Raw genomic sequence first — 24,151 nt, 5'->3', positions numbered from 1 at the left:
CAAGACACACCTAATATTGCACGTCGGTTGCGCCGCCGTTACGAGCACAAGAACAAGGAGGAGCCAATGCGCAAGACGCTCGCATTGATGATGGGGGGGGGATCACTCTTGGGGAGTGTTTCGCTTGCCCATGCCAACGGCTGGAACATGCCCGTCGGGGTGACCGATCTCAGCGCCGAGATCTATTCGCTGCACATGACGATCTTCTGGATCTGCGTGGTGATCGGCCTGGTCGTGTTCGGTGTGATGTTCTATTCGCTGTTCAAGTTCCGTCGCTCCAAGGGGGCCAAGTCGGCGCATTTTCATGAAAACACCACCGTCGAGGTGATCTGGACGGCGGTGCCGCTGCTGATTCTGGTAGGCATGGCCGTTCCGGCCACCGCCACGCTGCAGAAGATGTACGACACCTCAGATGCCGAGCTCGACGTGATGATTACCGGCCAGCAGTGGCGCTGGCGCTATGAGTACCTGGGTGAGGATGTCGCCTTCAACTCCAACATGAGTACGCCGCGGGCACAGATCACCGGCGACGAGGAGCGCGGCGAGCACTACCTGCTCGAGGTCGATGAACCCCTGGTACTGCCGATCAACCGCAAGGTGCGCTTCCTGCTCACGGCAGACGACGTCATCCACTCCTGGTGGGTGCCGGACTTCGCGGTCAAGCAGGATACGATTCCCGGCTTCATCAACGAGAACTGGGTGCGCATCAACGAGCCGGGCATTTACCGCGGCCAGTGCGCCGAGCTGTGCGGCATGGATCACGGCTTCATGCCGATCGTGGTCCACGCTATGGAGGAGGACGAGTTCGACGACTGGCTGGCCGAGCGCAAGGAGGCCGCCGAGGCCGAGGCCATGGGCGTCGATCGGGAGTGGGAGATGGACGAACTGATGGAGCGTGGCGAGCAGGTCTACGGTTCGATCTGTGCCTCCTGCCACCAGGTAGACGGCACTGGTTCGTCGGCCTTCCCGGCACTGGCAGGTAATCAGGAGCTGATCGACGACGTCGACTGGCATATCGATGTGGTGCTGAATGGCGTCTCGGGTAGTGCGATGCCGGCGTTCCGCAGCAACCTCAATCCCGTCGAGCTGGCGGCAGTGGTGACCTACAGCCGTAACGCCTGGGGTAATGATACCGGCGACGCGGTGCAGCCCGCGGAGATCGTCGAGCTGCTCGAATAGACGATCACCGAGAACGTCTCTCTGCCACAAGACAACGATAACGGAGATGTGCGATGGCTCCCAAACTGCCGCCCCATCACAGTCTGCAACACTCGAGCACGACCGCCACGGCTGGCGGTCAGGTGCACGACGATCACGACCATCACCCCCAGCCGCGCGGCATTATGCGCTGGCTGTTGACCACCAATCACAAGGAGATCGGTAGCCTCTACCTGATCTTCTCGTTGATCATGTTCTTCATCGGCGGGATCTTCGCGCTGGTGGTTCGCGCCGAGCTGTTTCAACCGGGGCTGAACTTGATCAACCCCGAGTTCTTCAACCAGATGACCACCATGCACGGCCTGATCATGGTCTTTGCGGCGGTCATGCCGGCCTTTACCGGGTTGGCCAACTGGATGATACCGCTACAGATCGGTGCGCCGGACATGGCGCTGCCGCGCCTCAACAACTTCAGCTTCTGGCTGCTGCCGGTGGCATTCATCCTGCTGCTGTCGACGCTGCTGATGCCCGGGGGTGGGCCCAACTTCGGTTGGACCTTCTACGCGCCGCTGTCGACCACCTACGCGCCGCCGTCGACCACCTTCTTCATCCTGTCGCTGCATATCGCCGGGGTTAGCTCGATCCTCGGGGCGATCAACATCGTCGCCACCATCCTCAACATGCGTGCCCCTGGCATGCGCATGATGGACATGCCGCTGTTCGTATGGACCTGGCTGATCACCGCCTTCCTGCTGATCGCCGTCATGCCGGTGCTGGCCGGGGTGATCACCATGATGTTGATGGATATCAACTTCGGCACCAGCTTCTTCGATGCCGCCGGTGGTGGCGACCCGGTGCTGTTCCAGCATCTGTTCTGGTTCTTCGGGCACCCCGAGGTCTACATCATGATCCTGCCGGCCTTCGGTATCGTGTCGGCGATCATCCCCTGCTTCGCTCGCAAGCGGCTGTTCGGCTACGCCTCGATGGTCTACGCCACGGCGTCGATCGCGGTGCTGTCGTTCCTGGTCTGGGCGCACCATATGTTCGTGGTCGGGCTACCGCTGGCCGCCGAACTTTTCTTCATGTACACCACCATGCTGATCGCGGTGCCCACCGGGGTGAAGGTGTTCAACTGGATCACCACGCTGTTCCGCGGCTCGATCACCTTCGAGGTGCCGATGCTGTTTGCGCTGGCCTTCGTGGTGCTGTTCACCATCGGTGGCTTCTCGGGACTGATGTTGGCCATCGCTCCGGCGGACTTCCAGTACCACGATACCTACTTCGTGGTGGCGCACTTCCACTATGTGCTGGTGCCCGGCGCGGTGTTCTCGATCATGGCCGCCGTCTACTTCTGGTTGCCCAAGTGGACCGGGCACTACCCCAGCGAGATTCTCGGCAAGTGGCACTTCTGGCTGTCGGTGATTGGCGTCAACCTGACCTTCTTCCCGATGCACTTCTCGGGCCTGGCCGGCATGCCGCGGCGGATTCCGGACTACGCGCTGCAGTTCGCCGACTTCAACCTGGTCTCGAGCCTGGGGGCCTTCCTGTTCGGGTTCTCGCAGTTGATCTTCGTGTGGGTGATCATCAAGTGCGTGCGCGGTGGCGTCAAAGCCCCGGCCAAGGCCTGGGATGGGGCGGAAGACCTCGAGTGGACCGTGCCTAGCCCGGCGCCGCTGCACACCTTCGAAACGCCGCCGGACTTCAAGCCGGTACAGCACTAACGCCCTGAAGCCTGCCGGTGACGCCGGCAGGCATGAGGAGAGTCGGCATGATGAATCCAGTCCAACGCACCGTATTCCGTAGCGTCCTGGTGCTGATCGCGATGTTCGCCTTCGCCTTTGCGCTGGTGCCGCTCTATGACGTCTTCTGTCGTATTACCGGGATCAACGGCAAGGTCGACGAACGCGCCCAGACGCTGATCAGCGAGGAGGTCGACGAGTCGCGCTGGGTGACGGTGCAGTTCATTACTCGCTCGGGCTCGGGGCTGCCATGGATTCTCGACGTCGAGCAGCGCCAGGTGCGGGTCAATCCCGGCCAGCCGACCGAAATCAACTTCGCCTTCACCAATCAGAGCGGCAGCGCGCTGTCGGGACGGGCGGTGCCCAGCGTCTCGCCATCCCGGGCATCGCGCCATCTGCGCAAGGTGAACTGTTTCTGCTTCGAGGAGCAGCGCCTCGAGGCCGGCGAGCGTATCGAGATGCCACTGGTCTTCCAATTGACGCGCGACCTGCCGGAAGACGTCAATACCGTGACGATGGTCTATACGCTGTATCCTGTGGCCGAAGAAAAAGCACAAGTACAGGCGCATGCAGCGCCGGGATCAGGAGGTGACGCATGAGTGGTGGCAGTTACTACGTACCCGCAACCAGCAAGTGGCCGGTGCTGGGTTCGCTGGCACTTGGGGTGATGATGATCGGCGCCGGCATGGCGCTTGTACATGGCAACGGCACCATCATCATGTCACTGGGTCTGATTGGCGTGCTGACCGTCATGGCGCTGTGGTTCCGCGATGTGGTGATGGAGTCGCGCCAGGGGCTCTATGACGCCCAGATGGACCGCTCCTTCCGCCAGGGCATGGGCTGGTTCATCTTCTCCGAGGTGATGTTCTTTGCCGCCTTCTTCGGCGCGCTGTTCTATATCCGCGTGTTTGCGCTGCCGTGGCTAGACGGCGAGGGAGCCAAGGGCGTGGCGGCGCTGCTGTGGCCCGACTTCTCTGCCACCTGGCCGCTGATGAGTCCGCCTGACCCGAGTGTCAGCGGCCCTCGCGAAGTGATGAATCCGTGGCAACTGCCGCTGGTCAACACCCTGATCCTGGTAGCCTCGAGTATCACCCTGACCATCGCCCATGAGGGGCTCAAGGAGGGCAACCGCGCCGCCTGCCGCAACTGGCTGATCGCCACGCTGCTGCTGGGTTTCGTGTTCGTCATCATCCAGGGGGTCGAATACTATCAGGCGGTGAACCACTACGGGATTACGCTCCAAGCGGGTATCTACGGTGCCACCTTCTTCATGTTGACGGGGTTCCACGGGCTGCATGTGATCATCGGCGTGACCATCCTGGCGGTGATGCTGGTCAGGATCCTGCGCGGCCACTTCGGGGGGCACGACCACTTCGGCTTCGAGGCGTCCTGCTGGTACTGGCACTTCGTCGACGTGGTGTGGATCGGGCTGTTCCTGTTCGTCTACGTGTTCTGAGGCGAGCCGATATTCGCCACCGGGCCCGGCACTTGCTGCCGGGCCTTCGCGTGATGGGGCGCCGTTCAGGCCAGGTCGCCGATGTAAAAGCCGTAGCCGAGGAGTAAGATCAACAGGCCGGCCATCGAGACGCGCAGCTTGAGCGACGTCAGCAGTCGTCGAGAATTGCCGTGGTCGCGCAACAGGAAGCCGGCGCCCGCCGCGAGGCTGGCGAGCATGGTAAGGAATGTCAGGGCGATCAACGCTTTCAGCATGGGAAACTCCGTGAGTTATCAGACGCCCAGTTCAAGCAAGCCGGTGCGACATGTCAAGCGCTTATGGTGGTGGTGGTTGGCCTGGAGCCTGCTGGTATCGCTTGGCGTGGGGTTGGGCATGTGGCAGTGGGAGCGTGCCGCCGACAAGCGCGATTTCCTGCAGCGGCTGTCCGAGGCGCCGCAGATGTCAGCCCCCCGCGAGACGCCGCCGGAGGGGGCTGGGATCACCTTGCGCGGCGAGTTCATCGCCGAGCAAACCTACTTCCTCGACAACCGTATCGTCGACGGACAGGTGGGCGTCGCGGCGCTGACGCCGCTGCGCGGTGACGATGGGCGGCTGTGGTTGATCCAGCGCGGCTTCGTCCCGACGGGGGGGAGTCGCGTCGATCCTGACATCGAGACCCCAGAGGGGGAGGTCGCGCTAAGCGGCCAGTGGCAGACCGCCGGTGAGACCGCGCTGCTGTTCGGTCCCAATCAGGAGGGCAGGCGCCTGCAGCGTCTGGCGCTGCTGCCTTGGCACGACGATCTCGGTGACTTCGCCCATGCCGGCTGGCTGCATATGCAGCACGGGCCGGGGATGTTCACGTCCTGGTGGGAGCCCAATGTCATGCCGCCGAGTCGTCATACCGGCTATGCCATCCAATGGTGGGGGTTGGCTTTGGCCGCGCTTGCGGTAATGCTGATAGGGGGGCGGCGCTTGATACGCGATGGGCGTGAGTCGAGTGCCGCCCGCAAAACGAGTGTGCGGGAGCCCGAGGCATGAGCCCACTGAACAAACAACGTATGAAACTGCTGGCCCTGATCCTGCTGTTTGCCGTGCCCATGGTCAGCGCTTGGGTGATGGTGGAATTCCGTATCGGGATACCCGACGAGCGCACTGCCCACGGAGAGCTCAACCCTGATGTGCCGCGACTGGCCAGCTGGCCGCTGGTGGAGCCGCGTCCGCCCATCGAGCATGGCGACTGGGTATTGGCCTTCGATTGCGAGGGGGGCTGCGAGGCCGAGGCCGACCAGTGGTGGCGCTTGCATCGTGCCTTGGGTCGCGAGGCGCCGCGGGTCACGCGGCTGCGGCTGGGCCCGGCCGACGAGGCGCTGCCCGGCGAGGTGCTGGGTGAGTGGCAGGAGCCCCCGGCATGGCGCGACAGCGGCCAGCTGTGGCTGCTCGACCCCCAGGGCCAGCCGGTGCTCGGCTACTCGGCCGGGGTCGATCCCCAGGACGTGTTGGCAGATCTCAGCCATCTGCTGAGAATGAACAACGATCAAGCAACTCCGCTAAGCGATTCGTGAGGATGACAAGGTAATGGATGGCGCGATGGAGAAGCAGATAGCGCGGCTCAGGCTGCTGCGGGGCTTGAGCCTGATGGGGGTGGTGTTCACCGTCGTGGTGATCCTGGTCGGGGTCTGGACGCGACTGGTCGACGCGGGGCTGGGTTGCCCCGACTGGCCCGGTTGCTATGGCCGCCTGGTGGTGCCGGATGCCGATACCGCCTCCCTGCACTCCCCGGATGCGCCGCTCGAGACCTTCAAGGCCTGGGTGGAGATGGTGCATCGCTATATTGCCTCGGCACTCGGCCTGCTGGTGCTGGCGCTGGTGGCCTTGGCGCTGCCGCTGCGGCGTTTCGCCGGATATCCCTGGCGGCTGACCCTGGCGCTGCTGGTGGTGATCATCCTGCAGGGGGCCTTTGGTGCCTTCACCGTGACCCTCAAGCTGTGGCCTCAGGTCGTCACCCTGCATCTGCTTGGCGGGCTCAGCGTGATGCTGCTGTTCCTGTGGCTGCACCTGCGGCTGCGGCAGACCTCGTTCGAGGATGTCCACAAGCCGCGGGCAAAGCGCCGCATGTCGCCGCTATGGGCTATCGTCACCGCCTTGCTGGTGGGTCAATTGGCGCTCGGCGGTTGGACCTCGAGCAACTACGCCGGCATCTCCTGCCAGGGGTTCCCGACCTGCAACGGCGAGTGGTGGCCGGAGATGGACTGGAGTGATGGCTTCCACTTGACCCAGACGGTGGGGCCCAACTACCTGCACGGTCAGTTGAATGCCGATGCCCGTGCCGCGATACACTACGGTCATCGTCTCGGCGCATTGGCGCTAGGGGTGGGCCTCATCCTGCTCGCCGTGGCACACTGGTCGCGACGTGAAATGCGGCCCTGGATGCTCGGCATACTCGGCAGCTACGCCTTCCAGGTGGTACTGGGGATTGCCAATGTGCTGCTGTGGCTGCCGCTTAGCCTGGCACTTGCGCACACCGCCGGCGCCGTACTATTGATAGTGATATTGACGCTTGCCTATTGGCAGGCGGGCCTGACGCGCTCCCACGAGCCGGGATCACGCTCAGTCGACGACAACAAGGAGTGGGCGCATGCGTAATGCCGCTATTCAGCAGGGGGAGTTGGTGGCAGCTCACGGTCAAGATGGTGCCGCTTCGGTGGCGTGGCAGTGGCGTGACCTGATTACCCTGTGCAAGCCGCGGGTGGTCGTGGTGATGCTGGCCTGTGCACTGGTTGGGATGGCCCTTGCGACACCCGGGCTCCCGCCGCTGGCCATCGTGGTGTATGGCCTGGCCGGTATTGCCATGTGTGCCGGCGGCGCAGCCGCCTACAACCACGTGCTGGACCGTCGTCTCGATGCGCTGATGGTGCGCACCGCACGCCGGCCGCTGGCGACTCAGCGTCTGCCTACCCACTATGCCTTGTTATGGGCTACCGGGCTGTCGGTGGTCGGCTTCGCGCTGCTGCTGTGGCAGGTCAACGCCTTGACGGCATGGCTCACCCTGGCGTCGCTGGTCGGCTATGCCCTGATCTACACGGCCTTTCTCAAGCGTGCCACCCCCCAGAACATCGTGATCGGCGGAGTGGCCGGCGCCGCGCCGCCGCTGCTGGGGTGGACGGCGGTCACCGGCCAGCTGGGCGCCGAGCCGCTACTGCTGCTGCTGATCGTGTTTGCCTGGACGCCGCCGCACTTCTGGGCCTTGGCGATTCACAAGCGCGACGAATACGCCAAAGCCGGCGTGCCCATGCTGCCGGTGACCCATGGCGACGCCTTCACGCGCCTCCAGGTGTGGCTGTACGGCTGGCTGACCGTTGCGGTGACGCTGATGCCGTTCGTGATCGGCATGAGCGGCATGCTCTATCTGGTCGGTGTGACGGCGCTCAATGCCCGCTTCATGTTCTGGAACTGGAAGGTGTGGCGCGGGCAGGACGAGCAGGCGCCCATCAATGCCTTCTGGTTCTCGATTCGCTATATCCTTGGTGTCTTCGGCGTGCTGCTATTCGATCACTACGCCATCAACTGGGTGTTGTGAGGGGGAGTGGGGCCGTGTCGGCAAGGTCGTCGACTTGCCGCAGCGTCGGAGCCTGAGTATGGTGCCGGGACTGTCCCCGATTCCCAATCTGAGCTGAGAGTGTATGAGCGTTACCCTGTTCTGGAGTCTTGCCGGGCTGGCCGCGATCATCGTGGCCGGTCTGGTCGTCTATGCCGTCACGCTGTGGCGAGAGGTGCGCCGGCGCGAGGCGTTTCGCCTGGAAGAGACGCGTCGTGCGCATCAGAACTGTCTCGACAGCCTGGGCGCCATTGCCGCGGCGATGCGCGCCGAGCAGGTCGACCTGGTCGAAGGTGCGCTACGCTGCAAGGTGCTGCTGGAGATCATCGACCCTGCGCTGGTCGAGCGGGACGCATTCCGTGTCTTCGTGACGGTGCATGGCGAAACGCAGCACCTGCGCACGCACTCGTCGCGCAAGGAGTTGACGCCGCGAGAGCGAATGGATGAAGACCGCCAGCGCCTGGCGGTGGAGGATGCACATCGGCCGGCACTGCTGGATGCCGCCCGGGCGGTGGAGCAGTTCAAGCAGGGCTGGTCGCAAAGCTTGCACTGACGGATTCAGGGTCAATTTGCTCCACTTTCTTGTACAAGACTTTCACATGGTTTAAATTTTGGCTGTTGGCTGCTTATTCATGCCGCGTTTGCGAACACGGCTGGTGCTATCCGGGCTGGCATGAGACCATGCATATCAGCACATGAGCACTAGCCGAATTGTTGCAAATGTGCTTTCTTTTACCTCGAGTGAGTCGAGAATTCGAATCAACTCGTCGGTTTACGTGGATACGCGGTGTAACGATCTGTTACGACTAGCGCTGTGTTAAGAAGGAGTCTTACATGAAAAAATCAACGACTGGCTTGCTGCTCGGGTCCGCATTGGCGCTTGGCCTTGCGGGCTGTGCCACCTCCGGCCCCACCGGTGGTCAGACGTCTGCCCAGATGTCTGCTTCCGGTTCTTCTGCCGACCGTGCCTGGTACCAGCATCCCGCTGTCTGCGGCGTTGCGGGTGGCTTGATCGGTGGAAGCATCGGCTACGCCACTGCCGGAAGTTCGGATGAGGAGCAGGGCGGCGCCATCGGTGCTGGTGTAGGCGCCTCCATCGGGGCGCTGCTTTGCGCTGATCGTACCCCCGAGCCGCAGCCCGAGCCTGAGCCCGAGCCGATGCCCGAGCCTGAGCCCGAGCCGGAACCCGAGTTCGAGCCGGTAGTGCTGAGCAGCGAAGTGACCTTCGCCTTCGATTCCGCTGAGCTGCGTCCTGAAGCCAGCATGACGCTGGATGAAGTGGCACATCGTCTGCGTGAGAACCCCGAGCTGCGCGTCAACATCGACGGGCACACCGATTCCATGGGCAGCGCCGAGTACAACGAAGGCCTGTCGCAGCGTCGCGCCGATTCCGTGCGTGCCTACCTGGTGTCGCAAGGTATCGACGAGAACCGCATGCAGACTCGCGGCTTCGGCGAGGAGCGTCCGGTTGCTACCAACGAGACCGACGAAGGTCGCGCTCAGAACCGTCGCGTCGAAATCGACCGGCAGTAAGATCAAGCGCTTCGGCGCCTGATCCCTGAGCGGCTTGCCGCTCGGTCGACGAGGGAGTGCCCATGGCACTCCCTCGTTGCGTATGCGAGCACCGGTGCGGCCGGCATGGCGCAGCAGGGGTGCCATCTGGTAATGTATGTGCCTGTTTTTTTGACCTGTACGCTTCATCACTACGTTTGACACTCACCTGTTGCGACACGTGATCCCTGGTATGGATCACCACTGCGCCCAAGGAATCGCCGCAATGCCCATCGTGACACTGCCCGACGGCAGTCAAAGAACCTTCGACGAACCGCTCAGCGTGATGCAATTGGCCGAATCGATCGGTCCCGGCCTGGCCAAGGCCTGCGTGGCCGGCAAGATCGACGGCGTGGCGGTCGACGCCGCCGATATCATCGATCGCGACGCCACGGTGGCCATCCTCACGGCACGCGACGAGGAGGGGCTCGAGGTGATCCGCCACTCCTGCGCGCACCTGATCGGGCACGCGGTGAAGCAGCTCTACCCCGAGGCCAGGATGGCGATTGGCCCGGTGATCGACGACGGTTTCTACTACGACATCGACTTTGGGCGGTCGGTGACCCCGGACGACCTGGTGGCCATCGAGACGCGCATGAAGCAGCTGATCGATCACGATTACGACGTGGTGCGTGAATACGTCGATCGTGACCAGGCGATGCTGACCTTCCTGCACCGCGACGAGACCTACAAGCAGGAAATCGTGCGTGAGATTCCCGAGGGCGAGACCATTCGCCTCTATCACCACCAAGAGTACGTCGACATGTGTCGCGGGCCCCATGTGCCCAACACGCGTCATCTCAAGGCGTTCAAGCTGACCAAGCTGGCCGGTGCCTACTGGCGCGGCGACGCCGACAAGCCGATGCTGACGCGGATCTACGGCACTGCCTGGCCCGACAAGAAGCAGCTCAAGGCCTACCTCAAGCGACTCGAGGAGGCCGAGAAGCGTGACCACCGCAAGCTGGCCAAGAAGATGGACCTGTTCCACCTCCAGGAGGAGGCGCCCGGGATGGTGTTCTGGCACCCCAACGGCTGGACCATGTACCAGGCTCTGGAACAGTACATGCGCCGCGTCCAGATCGCCCACGGCTACCAGGAGATCAAGACCCCGCAGGTGGTGGATCTGTCGCTGTGGAAGAAGTCCGGCCACTGGGGCCACTACAGCGAACTGATGTTCACCACCGAGTCGGAGAAGCGCGAGTACGCCGTCAAGCCGATGAACTGTCCGTGCCACGTGCAGGTCTTCAACCAGGGGCTCAAGAGCTACCGTGATCTGCCGCTGCGTCTGGCCGAGTTCGGCAGCTGCCACCGTAACGAGCCTTCCGGTTCGCTGCATGGCCTGATGCGGGTGCGTGGCTTTACCCAGGACGACGCGCATATCTTCTGCAGCGAACGCCAGATACAGGATGAGGCCGAGGCCTTCATCCGCCTGACGCTGGAGGTCTACAAGGAGCTTGGCTTCGACGACGTCGAGCTCAAGCTCTCGACCCGGCCCGATGATTTCCTCGGCGAGGCGGCACTCTGGGATCGTGCCGAGGCGGGGCTCGAGGCGGCGCTGGATGCCACCGGCCTGGAGTGGGAGCTGCAGCCGGGCGAAGGGGCGTTCTATGGTCCCAAGATCGAGTTTGCGCTGCGCGATTGTCTCAATCGGGTCTGGCAGTGTGGTACGCTGCAGCTCGACTTCAACCTTCCCGGTCGCCTGGGCGCCCAGTTCGTCGACGAAGACGGCGTGCGCAAGACCCCGGTGATGCTGCATCGCGCGATACTTGGCTCCTTCGAGCGCTTCCTGGGGATCCTCATCGAGCACTATGCCGGCGCCATGCCGCTATGGCTGGCGCCGCAGCAGGCCGCGATCCTCAATATCACCGATGCGCAGCGCGATTTTGCCCTGGATCTCGAGGGCCGGCTGCAGAAAATCGGCCTGCGCGTCAAGGCGGACTTGAGGAACGAGAAGATCGGCTTTAAAATCCGGGAACATACGTTGCAGAAAGTTCCCTATCTCCTGGTGGTAGGAGATAAGGAAGTCGAGTCTGACGCCGTGGCCGTACGTACCCGCAGCGGTGAAGATCTCGGCACCCTCAGGATCGATGATCTCATCGACCGGCTGGTGGCCGAGGGTATCTGATTGCCGGCTGCCCGGGCCACGGCAACGTCAACCAACACGGAGATGTAGCGATCAAGCGAAGCAACCCAAGAGGGCGCGTTCAGGACAAGCGCCCCCCGATGAACGAGCGCATTACCGAGGATCAGGTTCGCCTGATCGACAGCGACGGCGAGCAGTTGGGTGTCGTACCCACCAGTGAAGCACTGGAGCGCGCCGAAGCCGCCGGAATGGACCTCGTACAGATCTCCAACGCCGATCCGATCGTCTGCAAGATCATGGATTACGGCAAATTCGTCTTCGAGCAGAAGAAGCAGAAGGCTGCTCAGAAGAAGAAGACCAAGCAGATCCAGGTCAAGGAAGTCAAATTCCGGCCTGGCACCGACGAGGGCGACTATCAGGTCAAGCTGAAGAACCTGATCAGATTCCTCGAAGGTGGCGACAAGGGCAAGGTCACGCTGCGGTTTCGTGGCCGCGAGATGGCGCACCAGGACATCGGCCGCAAGCTGATGGAGCGGGTCGCCGCGGATCTCGAGGATCTGGCCAATGTGGAGTCTTTCCCGAAAATGGAAGGGCGCCAGATGATCATGATTCTTGCCCCCAAGAAGAAGTGATCCGAAGGCAAGTCAACGGGTGGTCTGTCGTCATGGCGGGCTACCGGCCTTGGGTTTTCTGAAAAATATCGAGCGGAGTTTTCCTCATGCCGAAAATCAAGACTAACAGTGGCGCTGCCAAGCGCTTCAAGAAGACGGCCAATGGCTTCAAGCACAAGCAGTCTTTCCGTAGCCACATCCTGACCAAGAAGTCGACCAAGCGGAAGCGTCATCTGCGTGGGATGAAGCAGATTCACGACGCCGACAAGGCTCTCGTCCAGCGCATGCTGCCGAACCTGTAACCGGTTGATCCACTTTTAACGTCAGGAGAAAGCTATGACTCGTGTCAAGCGTGGCGTGGTTGCACGTCGCCGTCACAAGAAGGTTCTGAAGCAGGCCAAGGGCTACTACGGTGCTCGTTCGCGGGTGTTCCGCGTTGCCAAGCAGGCCGTGATCAAGGCTGGCCAGTACGCCTATCGCGACCGTCGTCAGCGTAAGCGTCAGTTCCGTGCCCTGTGGATCGCGCGTATCAACGCCGCGGCCCGCATCAATGGCATGTCCTACAGCCGCTTCATCGACGGCCTCAAGAAGGCCGGCATCGAGATCGACCGTAAGGTGCTGGCCGATCTCGCCGTGCACGAGAAAGCCGCCTTTGCTGCCATCGTCGAGAAGGCCAAGGCTGCTCAGTAAGTGACGGAGCATCGGTGGCGCTGGGGAGACGAGTCCCCCGGTCACCGCGCATGCCGTAACGTCGCAGGGGAAGAGCCGCCGCTCTTCCCCTGTTTTTTTGTGACCCAGTATCGGCCGCGCGCCGCGGCCGACGAGATTCGGAGCTTTACGGATGGACCATCTTCCCACACTGGTCGCCGAGGCTCGCCAGGCCATCGACGCCGCCGATGACATCGCGGCACTGGATGACGTGCGGGTTCGCTACCTTGGCAAGAAGGGCGAGATCACCGCGCTGCTCAAGGGCCTGGGCAAGCTGCCGGCCGACGAGCGTCCTGCCGCCGGCGAGCGAATCAACGAGGCCAAGCAGCTGCTTGGTCGTGAGCTTGAGTCACGCAAGCAGGCGCTCCAGCAGGCAGCGCTGAACGCGCGCCTGGCGGCCGAGCGCCTCGACGTGACCCTGCCGGGTCGCGGCCAGGAGAGCGGTGGGCTGCATCCGGTGACGCGTACCCTCGAGCGGATCGAGGGGCTGTTCACGCGGATTGGTTATGACGTGGCGGTGGGGCCGGAAATCGAAGACGATTACCACAACTTCGAGGCACTGAACATTCCCGCCCATCATCCGGCGCGGGGCATGGCCGATACCTTTTACTTCGATGCTACGCGCCTGCTGCGCACCCACACCTCGCCGGTGCAGGTGCGCACCATGAAAGCCGAGCAGCCGCCGATCCGTATCGTCTGCCCGGGGCGCGTCTATCGCAGCGACTCCGACCTGACCCATACCCCGATGTTTCATCAGGTGGAGGGGCTGCTGGTCGATGAGGGCGTCAGCTTCGCCGACCTCAAGGGCACCATCGAGGATTTCCTGCACGCCTTCTTCGAGCGCGACGACCTGTCGGTACGCTTCCGCCCCTCCTATTTTCCGTTTACCGAGCCGTCTGCCGAAGTCGATATCCAGTGCGTGATGTGCAGCGGCGCCGGCTGCCGGGTGTGCTCGCACAGCGGCTGGCTCGAGGTGATGGGCTGCGGCATGGTGCATCCGGCGGTGTTCCAGCATTCGGGTATCGACAGCGAGCGCTACACCGGCTTCGCCTTCGGCATGGGCGCCGAGCGCCTGGCGATGCTGCGCTACGGGGTCAACGACCTGCGGCTGTTCTTCGATAACGACCTGCGCTTCCTGCGCCAGTTCGGTTGATCGCCACCACGCTCGCTTTGAGGAGACAGGATTGCCATGAAATTTTCCGAACAGTGGCTGCGTGACTGGGTGTCGCCGCAGCTGGCGACTCAGGCGCTGGCCGACCAGATCACCATGGCTGGCCTCGAGGTCGATGCCATTCAGCGCGTGGCCGGCGAGTTCCACGACGTGGTCATCGCCGAGGTGGTGGCCAAGTCGCAGCACCCGGATGCCGATAAACTCAATGTCTGCCTGGTCGACGACGGCAGCGGCGAGCCGGTGCAGGTAGTGTGCGGTGCGCCCAATGTGGAAGTGGGGCAGAAGGTGCCCTTTGCCCGGGTCGGCGCCGTGCTGCCCGGTGACTTCACCATCAAGCGCGCCAAGCTGCGCGGCGTGGTGTCCAGCGGCATGATCTGCTCGGCCTCCGAGCTGGGGCTCGAGGAGGATGCCTCGGCAGGCATACTGGTGCTGCCCGAGCGGGCTCCGGTGGGCGATGACCTGCGGCTGTGGATGGGGCTCGACGACAGCACCATCGAGGTTGACCTTACCCCCAACCGCGGCGACTGCCTGAGCGTGCTGGGCATGGCCCGTGAAGTGGGGGTGCTCAACCGGCTGGCGCTCGAGGGGCCGGCGCTGGGTGCCGTGCCGGCGGCCCATGATCAGGTGTTTGCCATCGACGTGGCCGACCCTGAACGCTGTCCGCGCTATCTGGGGCGGGTCATCAAGGGCGTCGACGTCGGCGCCGACACGCCGCTGTGGATGGTCGAGCGACTGCGTCGCAGCGGCGTGCGCAGCATCGATGCGGTGGTCGACGTCACCAACTACGTGATGCTCGAGCTTGGCCAGCCGCTGCACGCCTTCGACCTGGCCAATCTCGATGCGCGCATCGAGGTGCGCCTGGCGCGGCACGGCGAGCGACTGGTGTTGCTCGATGGCCAGCATATCGACCTGCGCGACGACACCCTGGTGATCGCCGATGCCAGGGGCCCGCTGGCCATCGCCGGGGTAATGGGCGGCGAGCTGTCCGGGGTTGGGCCCAGTACGCGCGATATCTTCCTCGAGTCGGCGTTCTTCAGTCAGCTGGCGGTAGCCGGCCAGGCGCGCTCCTACGGCTTGCACACCGACGCCTCGCATCGCTTCGAGCGCGGCGTCGATCCGGCACTGGCGGCGCGCGCCGCCGAGCGTGCCACCCAACTGCTGCTGGATATCGTCGGCGGCGAAGCGGGGCCGCTGGTCGAGGTGGCGAGTGCGGCCCACCTGCCCGGCGAGCGCCGCGTGGCGCTGCGCGCCGAGCGCCTCGAGCAGGCGCTCGGCAAGCGCCTGGAGAGCGATGAGGTGGTCGAGATCCTCGAGCGACTGGGGATGCGGGTGGATACCCAGGCCGACGGCTGGGCGGCGCAGGTGCCGAGTTGGCGCTTCGATATCGCCATCGAAGAGGACCTGATCGAGGAGCTGGCGCGCATCCATGGCTACAACCGCCTGCCGGCACGGCGCCCTGCGGCGCGTCTCGCGCTGCGGGCCGATCATGAGGCGCAGCAGCCGCTGGCCAGGCTGCGCCGTCAGCTGGTGGCGCGCGGCTACCAGGAGGCGATCAGCTATAGCTTCGTGGCCCCGGAGCTGCAGCAGGCGCTGCACCCCGAGGCACGCTCGCCGCGCCTGGCCAATCCGATCTCCAGTGACATGGCGGTGATGCGCTACAGCCTGTTCCCGGGGCTGATCAAGGCGCTGCAGCACAACCTCAACCGCCAGCAGAGCCGGGTGCGGCTGTTCGAGACCGGGCTGGTGTTCCGCGGTGAGCTGGACGACCTCGAGCAGACCGCCATGGTCGGGGCGCTGGTCTGCGGCCCGCGTGAGCCGGAAGGGTGGGCCGGCGGCCGCGACAAGGTCGATTTTTACGACCTCAAGGGTGACCTGGAGAGCCTGATCGCGCTGGGCGGTGATCTCGCCGCCTGGCGCTTCGAGCCGGCCGAGCACAGCGCGCTGCATCCCGGGCAGACCGCCCAGGTGTTCCACCGCGGCGAGGCGGTGGGCTGGATCGGCACGCTGCACCCGGCGGTGCGCTCGGCACTTGGGCTCAAGGTCGACGCCCTGCTGTTCGAGGTGCGCCAGGAGGCGTTGACGCGCGGCATGCTGCCGAGCTTTGCGCCGCTGTCACGCTATCCCGAGGTGCGCCGCGACCTGGCGCTGCTGGTCGATGAAGAGCTGCCGCTGCAGGCGCTGCTCGACAGTCTGCGCGAGCAGGCCGGGGAGTGGCTCACCGAGCTCAAGCTGTTCGACGTCTACCACGGCCAAGGCGTACCCGAAGGCTACAAGAGTCTTGCCTTGGGCTTGACCTGGCAGCATCCTTCGCGCACGCTGAATGACGATGAAATCAATCAGTTAGTCGATGCTATCGTCACCGAGTCCCGTCAGCGTCATGGCGCCGAGCTAAGAGGCTGAGCGCCCGCGGCGCCAGGGACGGTGCCGCTATCCAGCGAGGGAATGATATGGGCGCGTTGACCAAGGCGGAACTCGCCGAACACCTGCACGTCGAGTTGGGGCTCTCCAAGCGCGAAGCCAAGACCATGGTGGAAGCGTTCTTCGAGGAGATTCGCGGCTGCCTGCGCGAGAACGAGCAGGTCAAGCTGTCGGGGTTCGGCAACTTCGATCTACGTGACAAGCGTGAGCGGCCAGGCCGTAATCCCAAGACCGGTGAGGAGATACCGATCTCGGCGCGGCGGGTGGTGACCTTTCGTCCCGGCCAGAAGCTCAAGAGCCGGGTCGAGGATTTCGACGGTGTCTCGATGATCTAGCCTCATCTACGCCAGCGGCGCCCCCAGGGGCGCCGCTGGCGTTGGGTCAGCCTCCCGCGCCGCTCTCCATCAGGTAGGTGATCACCACCTTGACCACATAGCCAAGCATGCCGGCCCCCAGGACGATGAACAGCATGATGGTGCCGAACTTGCCGGCCTGGGACTTGCGTGCCAGATCCCAGATGATGAAGCTCATGAACAGAATCAGCCCGCCGATCATCACCGGTGTCACCCAGGCCTCGAAGATCTCCTGCATGCTCGCTCCATGTCGTTGAATGGCATGCCATTATACGCTTGTGGTAATATCCGACCAAATTTCTCAAGCAAAGAGCTCTCATGGCCACACTGAAGATCTTTGTCGGCACCATGTACGGCGGTGCCCTGGATGTTGCCGAGCAGGTCAAGCCGCTGTTCGAGGAGGCCGGCTATCGCGTCGACATCTTCGAGCAGCCGACCCTCGATGACCTGGTTGCCGAGCCTCCCGCGCTGGCGCTGTTCTGCGTTTCCACCACCGGCAGCGGCGACTACCCGGGCAACCTGGTGCCCTTTACCCGCGCGCTGATCGACCACAGCCCGTCCCTCTCTGAGCTGCGCTACGGCCTGGTGGCACTGGGCGACAGCTCGTATGGCGATACCTTCTGCGGTGCCGGGCGTGCGCTGGATGCCCTGCTGGCCGATCTGGGTGCCCAGCGCGTCGGCGAACGGCTGGAAGTCGATGCCATGGAGACCTTCATGGCCGATGATGCCGCCCTGCCGTGGGCCGAGGCGTGGATCGCCGAGCACGGCCTGCAGGTGGCGTGATGGCCGGTCCCAGTCCCGAACGGCTGACCGCGCTGCTGGGGTTGCTGGTGGTGATGCTGGCGACCCTGCCGCGCTATCTGGATGGCGGTCACGAAACCCGCCTGTCGTTGATGCTGATGGCCTCTGCGGTGGTGGCGGTGGTCGCGGTGCTGCATTGGCGGCTGCTGGAGGGCGAGGCGCGACGGCGGGTGCCGGGCCTGCTGCGGCGGCTGGGGTTTTGTCTATTGGCCGGTCTGGCGGTGATGGCCGGCTGGTATGCGCTGGCCGCGCACTTGACCAGCTGGCAGGTGCTGCTCTCCCACGGCACCACGGCGGGGCTGCTGATGCATGTGCTCAGCCTGTGGTGGCGCCACGAGCGCTCCCGATCGCCTTGAGTCTGATCGCCGCTTTACTCGCCAGGACCTGACTGTCAGCGCGTCGCCCCGGCCATGCCGGGGCGACTGCGTTGTGGTTGGCGATCAGGCGAGCTGGTAGCAGGGCACGTAGGCGGTGCCGGGCAGCTTCATGCGGCCCTGGGCTACGAAGGAGGTGAGCAGCGCGTCGAGCTGGCGCATCAGCTCGGGCTCGGCGTGCAGCGTGAAGGGGCCGTGGGCCTCGATGGCGCGTATGCCGGGCTCCTTGACGTTGCCGGCGACGATGCCCGAGAAGGCGCGACGCAGGTTGGCCGCCAGTTCGTGGACCGGCTGCTGGTGGTGCAGGGCCAGGCCGGCCATGGCGTCGTGGGTGGGTTCGAAGGGGGCCTGGAAGTCGCGGGCGATATTGAGCCGCCAGTTGTAGTAGAAGGCGTCCTGCTGGTGGCGGCGAAAATCCGCCACGTCGTTGATGCCGTCGCGCATCGCGCGCGCCACGCCGGCCGGATCATCGATGATGATCTGGTAGCGCCCGCGAACGTCCTCACCCAGGGTGTAGGTAAGAAACTCGTCGATGCGCTTGAAGTAGTCGGCGGCGCTGGCCGGGCCGGAGAAGATCACCGGGTAGGGCATGTCGCGGTTTTCCGGGTGCAGCAGGATGCCGAGCAGATAGAGGATTTCCTCGGCGGTGCCGACACCGCCGGGAAACACGATGATGCCGTGGCCGACGCGCACGAAGGCCTCGAGGCGCTTCTCGATATCCGGCATGATCACCAGCTCGTTGACGATCGGGTTGGGCGATTCGGCGGCGATGATGCCTGGCTCGGAGATGCCCAGGTAGCGGCCCTGAGTGCGACGCTGCTTGGCGTGGGCCACATTGGCGCCTTTCATCGGCCCCTTCATGGCGCCGGGCCCGCAGCCGGTGCAGATGTCCATGTCGCGCAGGCCGAGGTGATAGCCGACGTCCTTGGTGTACTCGTACTCTTCGCGGGAGATCGAGTGGCCGCCCCAGCACACCACCAGGCCCGGGTCGCGGCCGGGCTTCAGCGCACCGGCCTTGCGCAGGATATGGAACACCGCGTTGGTGGTGCCCTCGCCGGTGGAAAGGTCGAAGCGCTGTTGGGTCTGGATCTCGTTGTAGACGTAGACGATGTCGCGCAGCACCGACGACAGCAGTTCGCGGATGCCGCGGATCATCCTGCCGTCGACGAAGGCGTCGATGGGGGCGTTGGTCAGCTTGAGGCGAATGCCGCGATCCTGCTGCAGCACCTCGATATCGAAGTCGTGGTAGGTCTCCATCACCGCGCGGCCGTCGTCGGTGACATTGCCGCAGTTGAGCACCGCCAGGGCGCAGCAGCGCAGCAGGTCGTGGAGGCCGGCGCGGGAGGTGTCGCGCAGGCGATTGACCTCGTGCTGAGAGAGCACCTCGAGGCTGCCTTCCGGCGAGATGATGGTGGAAATGGTCTCTGGCATACGGCGTTCCTTGTCTAGCGATCAGGCAGCGCTGCCGGCGACTCGGCAGCATGTCATGAAATGCTACCATGAGCGGCGCGCCGGCCGCAGCGCTGCGGCGTCCAACGCGATCTGATAACATCATTCGCCAGTGGCCGTTCCGATTCCCCCTCTGCCCATGAGTGCTGCGCCGCCCCATGTTCAATGCCCAATACTTTCGCACCTTCATCACCCTGGTGGAGACCGGTAGCTTCACCCACACGGCGCGGCGCCTGGAGATGACCCAGCCGGGGGTCAGTCAGCACATTCGCAAGCTCGAGCAGTATCTGGGCAAGCCGTTACTCAATCGGCACGGCCGGCGCTTCACCTTGACCGACAGCGGTCGCCGCGCCTATGAGTACGCCATCAAGCTGTTCGCCGAGCACGAGCATTTTCGTCATTCGCTGGACAATGACTCGCTGGACTCCGGCGAGTGTCGCCTGGCCTCGCCCGGCAGCGTGGGGTTGATGCTGTATCCCTTCCTGCTCGGCTATCAGCAGATGTATCCCGGGCTGACGATCAGCTACAGCTTCGCCTTCAACTACGAGATCGTCCAAGACGTGCTGGCCGGGCGCTACGACCTGGGCATCGTCACCGACCTGGTCAAGCACGCCGACCTGCAGGTAGAGCCGTGGCACCAGGAGCCGCTGTGTCTGGTGGTGCCGGCGGACTTCACCGGCACCTCGCTCAACGACCTCACGGGGCTGGGCTTCATCAGCTACTCCGACGGCATCCAGCATGCCGCCCAACTGCTCAAGGCCAACTTCGCCGACGAGTTCCGCAGCATCAACCGCTTTCCCCAGCAGGGCTATACCAACGAGGTGTCGATGGTGCTAGACGCGGTGGCCCGCGGATTGGGGTTCACGGTGGTGCCGCGCCTGGTGCTCGAGACCTCGCCCTGGCAGCGCCAGGTCAAGGCGCTGACGCTGACGCAGCCGGTCCACGAGACGTTCTACGTGGTCACCCCCGGCGGGTCCGAAATGCCGCGGCGCTATGCGCGGCTGCTGGAGGGCTTTCGCGAGCAGCGGCGCCAGGCGCTCTACGGCTACACCGAGGAGCCGAGCTTCGGCTGACACGCGCTTTAGCGCTGCCTGAACGCATACGCCCCGGCCATCTGGCCGGGGCGTATGCGTTGCACGGGGCGCGATTGTGGCTCAGTCGCGGTACTCGTCGATGCTCGGGCACGAGCAGATCAACTGGCGGTCGCCGTGGACGTTGTCGACCCGGTTGACCGCCGGCCACACCTTGGCGGCCTTGACCGCCGCGGAGGGGAAGGCGCCCAGCTCGCGGGAGTAGCCGCGGGCCCAGTCGGCGTCCATCAGGTCGGCCATGGTGTGAGGGGCGTGCACCAGGGGGTTGTCATCCGCCGGCCAGTCGCCGCTTTCGACCTTGGCGATCTCCTCGCGGATGGCAATCATGGCATCGCAGAAGCGGTCGATCTCGTAGCGCGACTCCGACTCGGTGGGCTCGACCATCAGCGTGCCAGGCACCGGGAAGGACATGGTCGGGGCGTGGAAGCCGTAGTCCATCAGCCGCTTGGCGATATCCTCTTCGCTGATGCCCGAGCTGGCCTTGAGCGGGCGAATATCGATGATGCACTCGTGGGCCACGGTGCCGTTGACGCCGCGATACAGCACCGGGTAGTGGCCGTCGAGGCGCTTGGCGACGTAGTTGGCGTTGAGGATCGCCAGCTCGGTGGCTTCGCGCAGCCCGCGGGCGCCCATCATCTTGATATAGGCCCAGGAGATCGGCAGGATCGAGGCGCTGCCGAAGGCGGCCGCCGAGACCGCGCCACACTCGGCGTTGACGCCGGCGATCGGCGTCACCACGTGGTTGGAGACGAACGGCGCCAGGTGGGCCTTGACGCCGATCGGGCCCATGCCCGGGCCGCCGCCGCCGTGGGGGATGCAGAACGTCTTGTGCAGGTTGAGGTGGCTGACGTCGGCGCCGAAGTCGCCGGGGCGGGTCAGGCCGACCTGGGCGTTCATGTTGGCGCCATCCACGTAGACCTGGCCGCCGTGGTCGTGAACGATCTGGCAGGCCTCGCGCACGCCCTCCTCGAATACCCCGTGAGTCGAGGGGTAGGTGAGCATGATCGCCGACAGGGCGTCGCTATGCTGCTCGGCCTTGGCGCGTAGATCGGCGAGGTCGATATTGCCGTCGCTGTCGCACTCGACCACCACCACCTTCATCTGTGCCATGGCCGCCGAGGCGGGGTTGGTGCCGTGGGCCGAGCTGGGGATCAGACAGATGTCGCGATGGCCCTGGCCCTCGGCGGCCTGGTAGCGGCGAATCGCCACCAGCCCGGCGTATTCGCCCTGGGCGCCGGAGTTGGGCTGCATCGAGATATGGTCGTAGCCGGTGATCTCGACCAGGAAGGCCGCCAGCTCGTCGATCATCTGCTTGTAGCCGACCACTTGGTCGTGGGGCGCGAACGGATGGATCTGGCCGAACTCCGGCCAGGTGATGGGGATCATCTCGCTGGTGGCGTTGAGCTTCATGGTGCAGGAGCCCAGCGGGATCATCGCATGGGTCAGCGACAGGTCCTTGTTTTCCAGCCGCTTGAGGTAGCGCAGCATCTCGGTCTCGCTGCGGTAGCGCTGGAAGGTGGGGTGCTGCAGGAAGTCCGAGTCGCGGCGACAGGCGCTCGGGATGCCGCTGCTGCCGGCGCTGACGATGGCCTCGTCCAGGGCGGTGACCGACAGGCCGTGCTCCTCGCCGATCAGCACGTCGAACAGCACGTCGAGGTCGTGGGCGGTGGTGGTCTCGTCGAGACTGACGCCGATGTCGCCACCCTCGAAGTAGCGCAGGTTGATCTCGTGGGTCATGGCGCGGCCGTGCACCTTGCCCGCGTCGATACCGGTCAGGCGCAGGGTGTCGAACCAGCTGTAGTGGGCCAGGCGGATGCCCTTGTGTTGCAGGCCCTCGGCGAGGATGGTGGTCAGCCGATGGATGCGCGTGGCGATGGTGCGCAGCCCCTCGGCGCCGTGGTAGACGGCGTAGAAGCCGGCGATATTGGCCAGCAGCGCCTGGGCGGTGCAGATATTGGAGGTGGCCTTCTCGCGGCGGATGTGCTGCTCGCGGGTCTGCATCGCCATGCGCAGCGCCTGCTGGCCGCGGGCGTCCTTGGAGACGCCGATGATGCGCCCCGGAATCGAGCGCTTGAGCTTGTCGGTGGTGGCGAAGAACGCCGCGTGGGGTCCGCCGAAGCCCATCGGCACGCCGAAACGCTGGGTGTTGCCGACCACGATATCGGCGCCCAGCGCGCCGGGCTCCTTGAGCAGCACCAGGCTCATGATGTCGGCCGCCACGCAGGTCATGATGCCGCGCTCGCGGGCCGCGCCGAGCAGGCCGCCAAGGTCGCGGACCTCGCCGCTCTGGCCCGGGTACTGCAGCAGTGCACCGAATACCTCGTGGCTGGCCAGCTCATCTGCCGGCGCCACGATCAGTTCGAAGCCGAAGTAGTGGGCGCGGGTACGCACCACGTCGAGGGTCTGGGGCAGCACGTCATCGGCGACGAAGAACGCCTTGCTCTTGGCCTTCTTGTTGGCGCGCTGGCACAGCGCCATGGCTTCGGCCGCGGCGGTGGCCTCATCCAGCAGCGAGGCGTTGGCCAGCTCCATGCCGGTGAGGTCCATGACGGTCTGCTGGAAGTTGAGCAGGCCTTCCAGTCGGCCCTGGGCGATCTCCGGCTGGTAGGGCGTGTAGGCGGTGTACCAGCCCGGGTTCTCCAGCACGTTACGCTGGATGACCGCCGGGACGTGGGTGTTGTGGTAGCCCTGACCGATATAGGTCTTGAAGACCTTGTTCTGGCGCGCCAGCCGTTTCAGATAGTCGAGCGCCTCGGCCTCGGTGCGCGGCCCCTCGAGGGACAGCTCGCGGCCCAGGCGGATGCCGGCGGGTACGGTCTGCTCGATCAGCGTGGCGATGCTGTCGATGCCGAGGGTGGCGAGCATCTGGTCGACATCGTCGGCGCTGGGCCCGTTGTGACGATGAATGAAGGCGTCGTGTCCGGCCAGGTCGGCCAGGCGTCGGGTCTCGGTAGCCATGAAACACCTGTCAGGGTAGTCGGGCGGTCAGTCCCGGGAAAAGAAAAGGGGCGAGGCCGGGTCGTTCACGACCCGGCCGAAAGTCGTTCAGTCTTCTGCGTCGACCACTGCGCCATACGCCTCGGCATCGAGCAGGCCGGCGAGGGCGTCGCTGTCGCTGAGCTTGAGCTTGGCGATCCAGCCGTCTTCGTAGGGCGATTCGTTGACGGTCTCGGGGGCATCTTCGAGGTTCTCGTTGACGGCCACTACCTCGCCGCCAAGCGGCGCGTAGAGGTCCGAGGCGGCCTTGACCGACTCGATCACGCCGAACTCCTCGCCGCTGGCAAGCTCCTGGCCGACTTCCGGCAGCTCGACGAAGACCACGTCGCCAAGCGCCTGCTGGGCGTGATCGGTGATACCCAGGGTGACGGTGCCGTCACCGTTGTCGAGTACCCACTCGTGGCTCTTGGTGTAACGCAGGTTGGACGGGATAGCACTCATAGTGTTTTTCCTATACGAAAAGGTTTTCTGAATCAGGGAATCGTACCGCCATTTACGCGCGATGGCGAGTCTCTGCCGCACTGACCGCTCTGACAGGTTGGCCGCTGGCGCGTCTCTCGTCCAGCCCTGCGCGGGGGGCGGCCCTCGACTACGCTAATAGCCAGCGTCTTGCCGCG

Annotated in this window: 25 protein-coding genes; 20 read left to right on the top strand and 5 right to left on the bottom strand. The window is 64.5% G+C overall.

Annotated elements, in window-relative coordinates; genetic code table 11:
• The first annotated feature begins 66 nt into the window (after positions 1-66).
• From BWR19_09540 to BWR19_09525, 4 genes are read left to right on the top strand one after another with little or no spacing between them, the layout of a single operon-like run.
• On the top strand, positions 67-1,179 hold the full coding sequence (locus BWR19_09540) for a cytochrome c oxidase subunit II (protein APX93153.1): 1,113 nt from the start codon (positions 67-69) through the stop codon (positions 1,177-1,179).
• A gap of 53 nt (positions 1,180-1,232) precedes the next feature.
• A complete protein-coding gene (locus BWR19_09535) occupies positions 1,233-2,879 on the top strand; it encodes a cytochrome c oxidase subunit I (protein APX93152.1) in 1,647 nt (548 codons plus the stop codon).
• A 50-nt stretch (positions 2,880-2,929) separates the two neighbouring features.
• Positions 2,930-3,496, top strand: a complete 567-nt coding sequence (locus BWR19_09530) for a cytochrome c oxidase assembly protein (protein ID APX94977.1) — start codon at positions 2,930-2,932, stop codon at positions 3,494-3,496.
• Positions 3,493-4,353, top strand: coding sequence for a cytochrome c oxidase subunit 3 (locus tag BWR19_09525; GenBank protein ID APX93151.1), 861 nt, complete (start codon positions 3,493-3,495; stop codon positions 4,351-4,353). Before BWR19_09530 ends, BWR19_09525 begins: the two co-directional genes overlap by 4 nt.
• Positions 4,354-4,418: 65 nt before the next feature.
• Here BWR19_09525 and BWR19_09520 read toward each other — a convergent pair whose 3' ends face one another.
• Complete coding sequence (locus BWR19_09520; protein APX93150.1) at positions 4,419-4,607, bottom strand: hypothetical protein; 189 nt, start codon at positions 4,605-4,607, stop codon at positions 4,419-4,421.
• On the opposite strand from BWR19_09520, the gene BWR19_09515 reads away from it, so the two are divergent.
• The 13 genes from BWR19_09515 to BWR19_09455 all read left to right on the top strand — a co-directional run bounded on the left by BWR19_09515 (position 4,606) and on the right by BWR19_09455 (position 16,804).
• On the top strand, positions 4,606-5,370 hold the full coding sequence (locus tag BWR19_09515; protein ID APX93149.1) for a Surfeit locus 1: 765 nt from the start codon (positions 4,606-4,608) through the stop codon (positions 5,368-5,370). The two genes, BWR19_09520 and BWR19_09515, sit on opposite strands and share 2 nt — an antisense overlap.
• Positions 5,367-5,894 carry a hypothetical protein gene (locus tag BWR19_09510; GenBank protein ID APX93148.1) on the top strand — a complete coding sequence of 176 codons (528 nt, stop codon included), beginning with the start codon at positions 5,367-5,369 and terminating at the stop codon, positions 5,892-5,894. The genes BWR19_09515 and BWR19_09510 overlap by 4 nt, the downstream gene beginning before the upstream one ends.
• A 13-nt stretch (positions 5,895-5,907) precedes the next feature.
• Complete coding sequence (locus BWR19_09505; GenBank protein APX93147.1) at positions 5,908-6,975, top strand: cytochrome B; 1,068 nt, start codon at positions 5,908-5,910, stop codon at positions 6,973-6,975.
• Positions 6,976-7,000: 25 nt separating this feature from the next.
• Entirely contained in the window at positions 7,001-7,909 is a 909-nt protein-coding gene (locus BWR19_09500) for a protoheme IX farnesyltransferase (protein APX94976.1), read from the top strand.
• A gap of 103 nt (positions 7,910-8,012) precedes the next feature.
• The gene (locus tag BWR19_09495; GenBank protein ID APX93146.1) at positions 8,013-8,480 is read left to right on the top strand and encodes a hypothetical protein; all 468 of its coding nucleotides are present in this window, start codon (positions 8,013-8,015) and stop codon (positions 8,478-8,480) included.
• 281 nt (positions 8,481-8,761) lie between these two features.
• Positions 8,762-9,460 (top strand): hypothetical protein, encoded by a 699-nt coding sequence (locus BWR19_09490; protein ID APX93145.1) that lies wholly within the window; start codon positions 8,762-8,764, stop codon positions 9,458-9,460.
• Positions 9,461-9,704: 244 nt separating this feature from the next.
• The gene (locus tag BWR19_09485) at positions 9,705-11,603 is read left to right on the top strand and encodes a threonine--tRNA ligase (protein ID APX93144.1); all 1,899 of its coding nucleotides are present in this window, start codon (positions 9,705-9,707) and stop codon (positions 11,601-11,603) included.
• 50 nt (positions 11,604-11,653) lie between these two features.
• Positions 11,654-12,193, top strand: coding sequence for a translation initiation factor IF-3 (locus tag BWR19_09480; GenBank protein ID APX93143.1), 540 nt, complete (start codon positions 11,654-11,656; stop codon positions 12,191-12,193).
• A gap of 86 nt (positions 12,194-12,279) precedes the next feature.
• Positions 12,280-12,474 carry a 50S ribosomal protein L35 gene (locus BWR19_09475; GenBank protein APX93142.1) on the top strand — a complete coding sequence of 65 codons (195 nt, stop codon included), beginning with the start codon at positions 12,280-12,282 and terminating at the stop codon, positions 12,472-12,474.
• A 34-nt stretch (positions 12,475-12,508) separates the two neighbouring features.
• Entirely contained in the window at positions 12,509-12,862 is a 354-nt protein-coding gene (locus BWR19_09470) for a 50S ribosomal protein L20 (GenBank protein APX93141.1), read from the top strand.
• Positions 12,863-13,013: 151 nt separating this feature from the next.
• The gene (locus BWR19_09465) at positions 13,014-14,033 is read left to right on the top strand and encodes a phenylalanine--tRNA ligase subunit alpha (protein APX93140.1); all 1,020 of its coding nucleotides are present in this window, start codon (positions 13,014-13,016) and stop codon (positions 14,031-14,033) included.
• A gap of 36 nt (positions 14,034-14,069) precedes the next feature.
• On the top strand, positions 14,070-16,451 hold the full coding sequence (locus BWR19_09460) for a phenylalanine--tRNA ligase subunit beta (protein APX93139.1): 2,382 nt from the start codon (positions 14,070-14,072) through the stop codon (positions 16,449-16,451).
• Between the two features lie 47 nt (positions 16,452-16,498).
• A complete protein-coding gene (locus tag BWR19_09455; protein ID APX93138.1) occupies positions 16,499-16,804 on the top strand; it encodes an integration host factor subunit alpha in 306 nt (101 codons plus the stop codon).
• 46 nt (positions 16,805-16,850) lie between these two features.
• Here the strand turns inward: BWR19_09455 and BWR19_09450 are convergent, their stop codons facing one another.
• A complete protein-coding gene (locus tag BWR19_09450) occupies positions 16,851-17,060 on the bottom strand; it encodes a hypothetical protein (GenBank protein APX93137.1) in 210 nt (69 codons plus the stop codon).
• An 80-nt stretch (positions 17,061-17,140) separates the two neighbouring features.
• Between BWR19_09450 and BWR19_09445 the strand changes: the two genes are divergently transcribed.
• Both BWR19_09445 and BWR19_09440 read left to right on the top strand, forming a co-directional pair.
• Positions 17,141-17,605, top strand: a complete 465-nt coding sequence (locus BWR19_09445) for a nitric oxide synthase (GenBank protein ID APX93136.1) — start codon at positions 17,141-17,143, stop codon at positions 17,603-17,605.
• The gene (locus BWR19_09440; GenBank protein APX93135.1) at positions 17,605-17,979 is read left to right on the top strand and encodes a hypothetical protein; all 375 of its coding nucleotides are present in this window, start codon (positions 17,605-17,607) and stop codon (positions 17,977-17,979) included. Before BWR19_09445 ends, BWR19_09440 begins: the two co-directional genes overlap by 1 nt.
• Before the next feature lie 84 nt (positions 17,980-18,063).
• Here the strand turns inward: BWR19_09440 and BWR19_09435 are convergent, their stop codons facing one another.
• A complete protein-coding gene (locus tag BWR19_09435) occupies positions 18,064-19,428 on the bottom strand; it encodes an LOG family protein (GenBank protein ID APX93134.1) in 1,365 nt (454 codons plus the stop codon).
• A gap of 176 nt (positions 19,429-19,604) precedes the next feature.
• Here BWR19_09435 and BWR19_09430 point away from each other — a divergent pair, with 176 nt between their 5' ends.
• Positions 19,605-20,519: a LysR family transcriptional regulator gene (locus tag BWR19_09430; GenBank protein ID APX93133.1), complete on the top strand. Its 915-nt coding sequence runs from the start codon at positions 19,605-19,607 to the stop codon at positions 20,517-20,519.
• A gap of 81 nt (positions 20,520-20,600) precedes the next feature.
• Here BWR19_09430 and BWR19_09425 read toward each other — a convergent pair whose 3' ends face one another.
• Complete coding sequence (locus tag BWR19_09425; protein APX93132.1) at positions 20,601-23,495, bottom strand: glycine dehydrogenase (aminomethyl-transferring); 2,895 nt, start codon at positions 23,493-23,495, stop codon at positions 20,601-20,603.
• 87 nt (positions 23,496-23,582) lie between these two features.
• The gene (locus BWR19_09420; GenBank protein ID APX93131.1) at positions 23,583-23,975 is read right to left on the bottom strand and encodes a glycine cleavage system protein H; all 393 of its coding nucleotides are present in this window, start codon (positions 23,973-23,975) and stop codon (positions 23,583-23,585) included.
• Positions 23,976-24,151: the final 176 nt, after the last annotated feature.

This window comes from Halomonas sp. 1513 (assembly GCA_001971685.1).
In the GTDB taxonomy this organism is placed as follows: Bacteria; Pseudomonadota; Gammaproteobacteria; order Pseudomonadales; family Halomonadaceae; genus Franzmannia.
The sequence above is the reverse complement of the archived record's forward strand: the minus strand, read 5'-3'. Positions and strand labels throughout refer to the sequence as shown.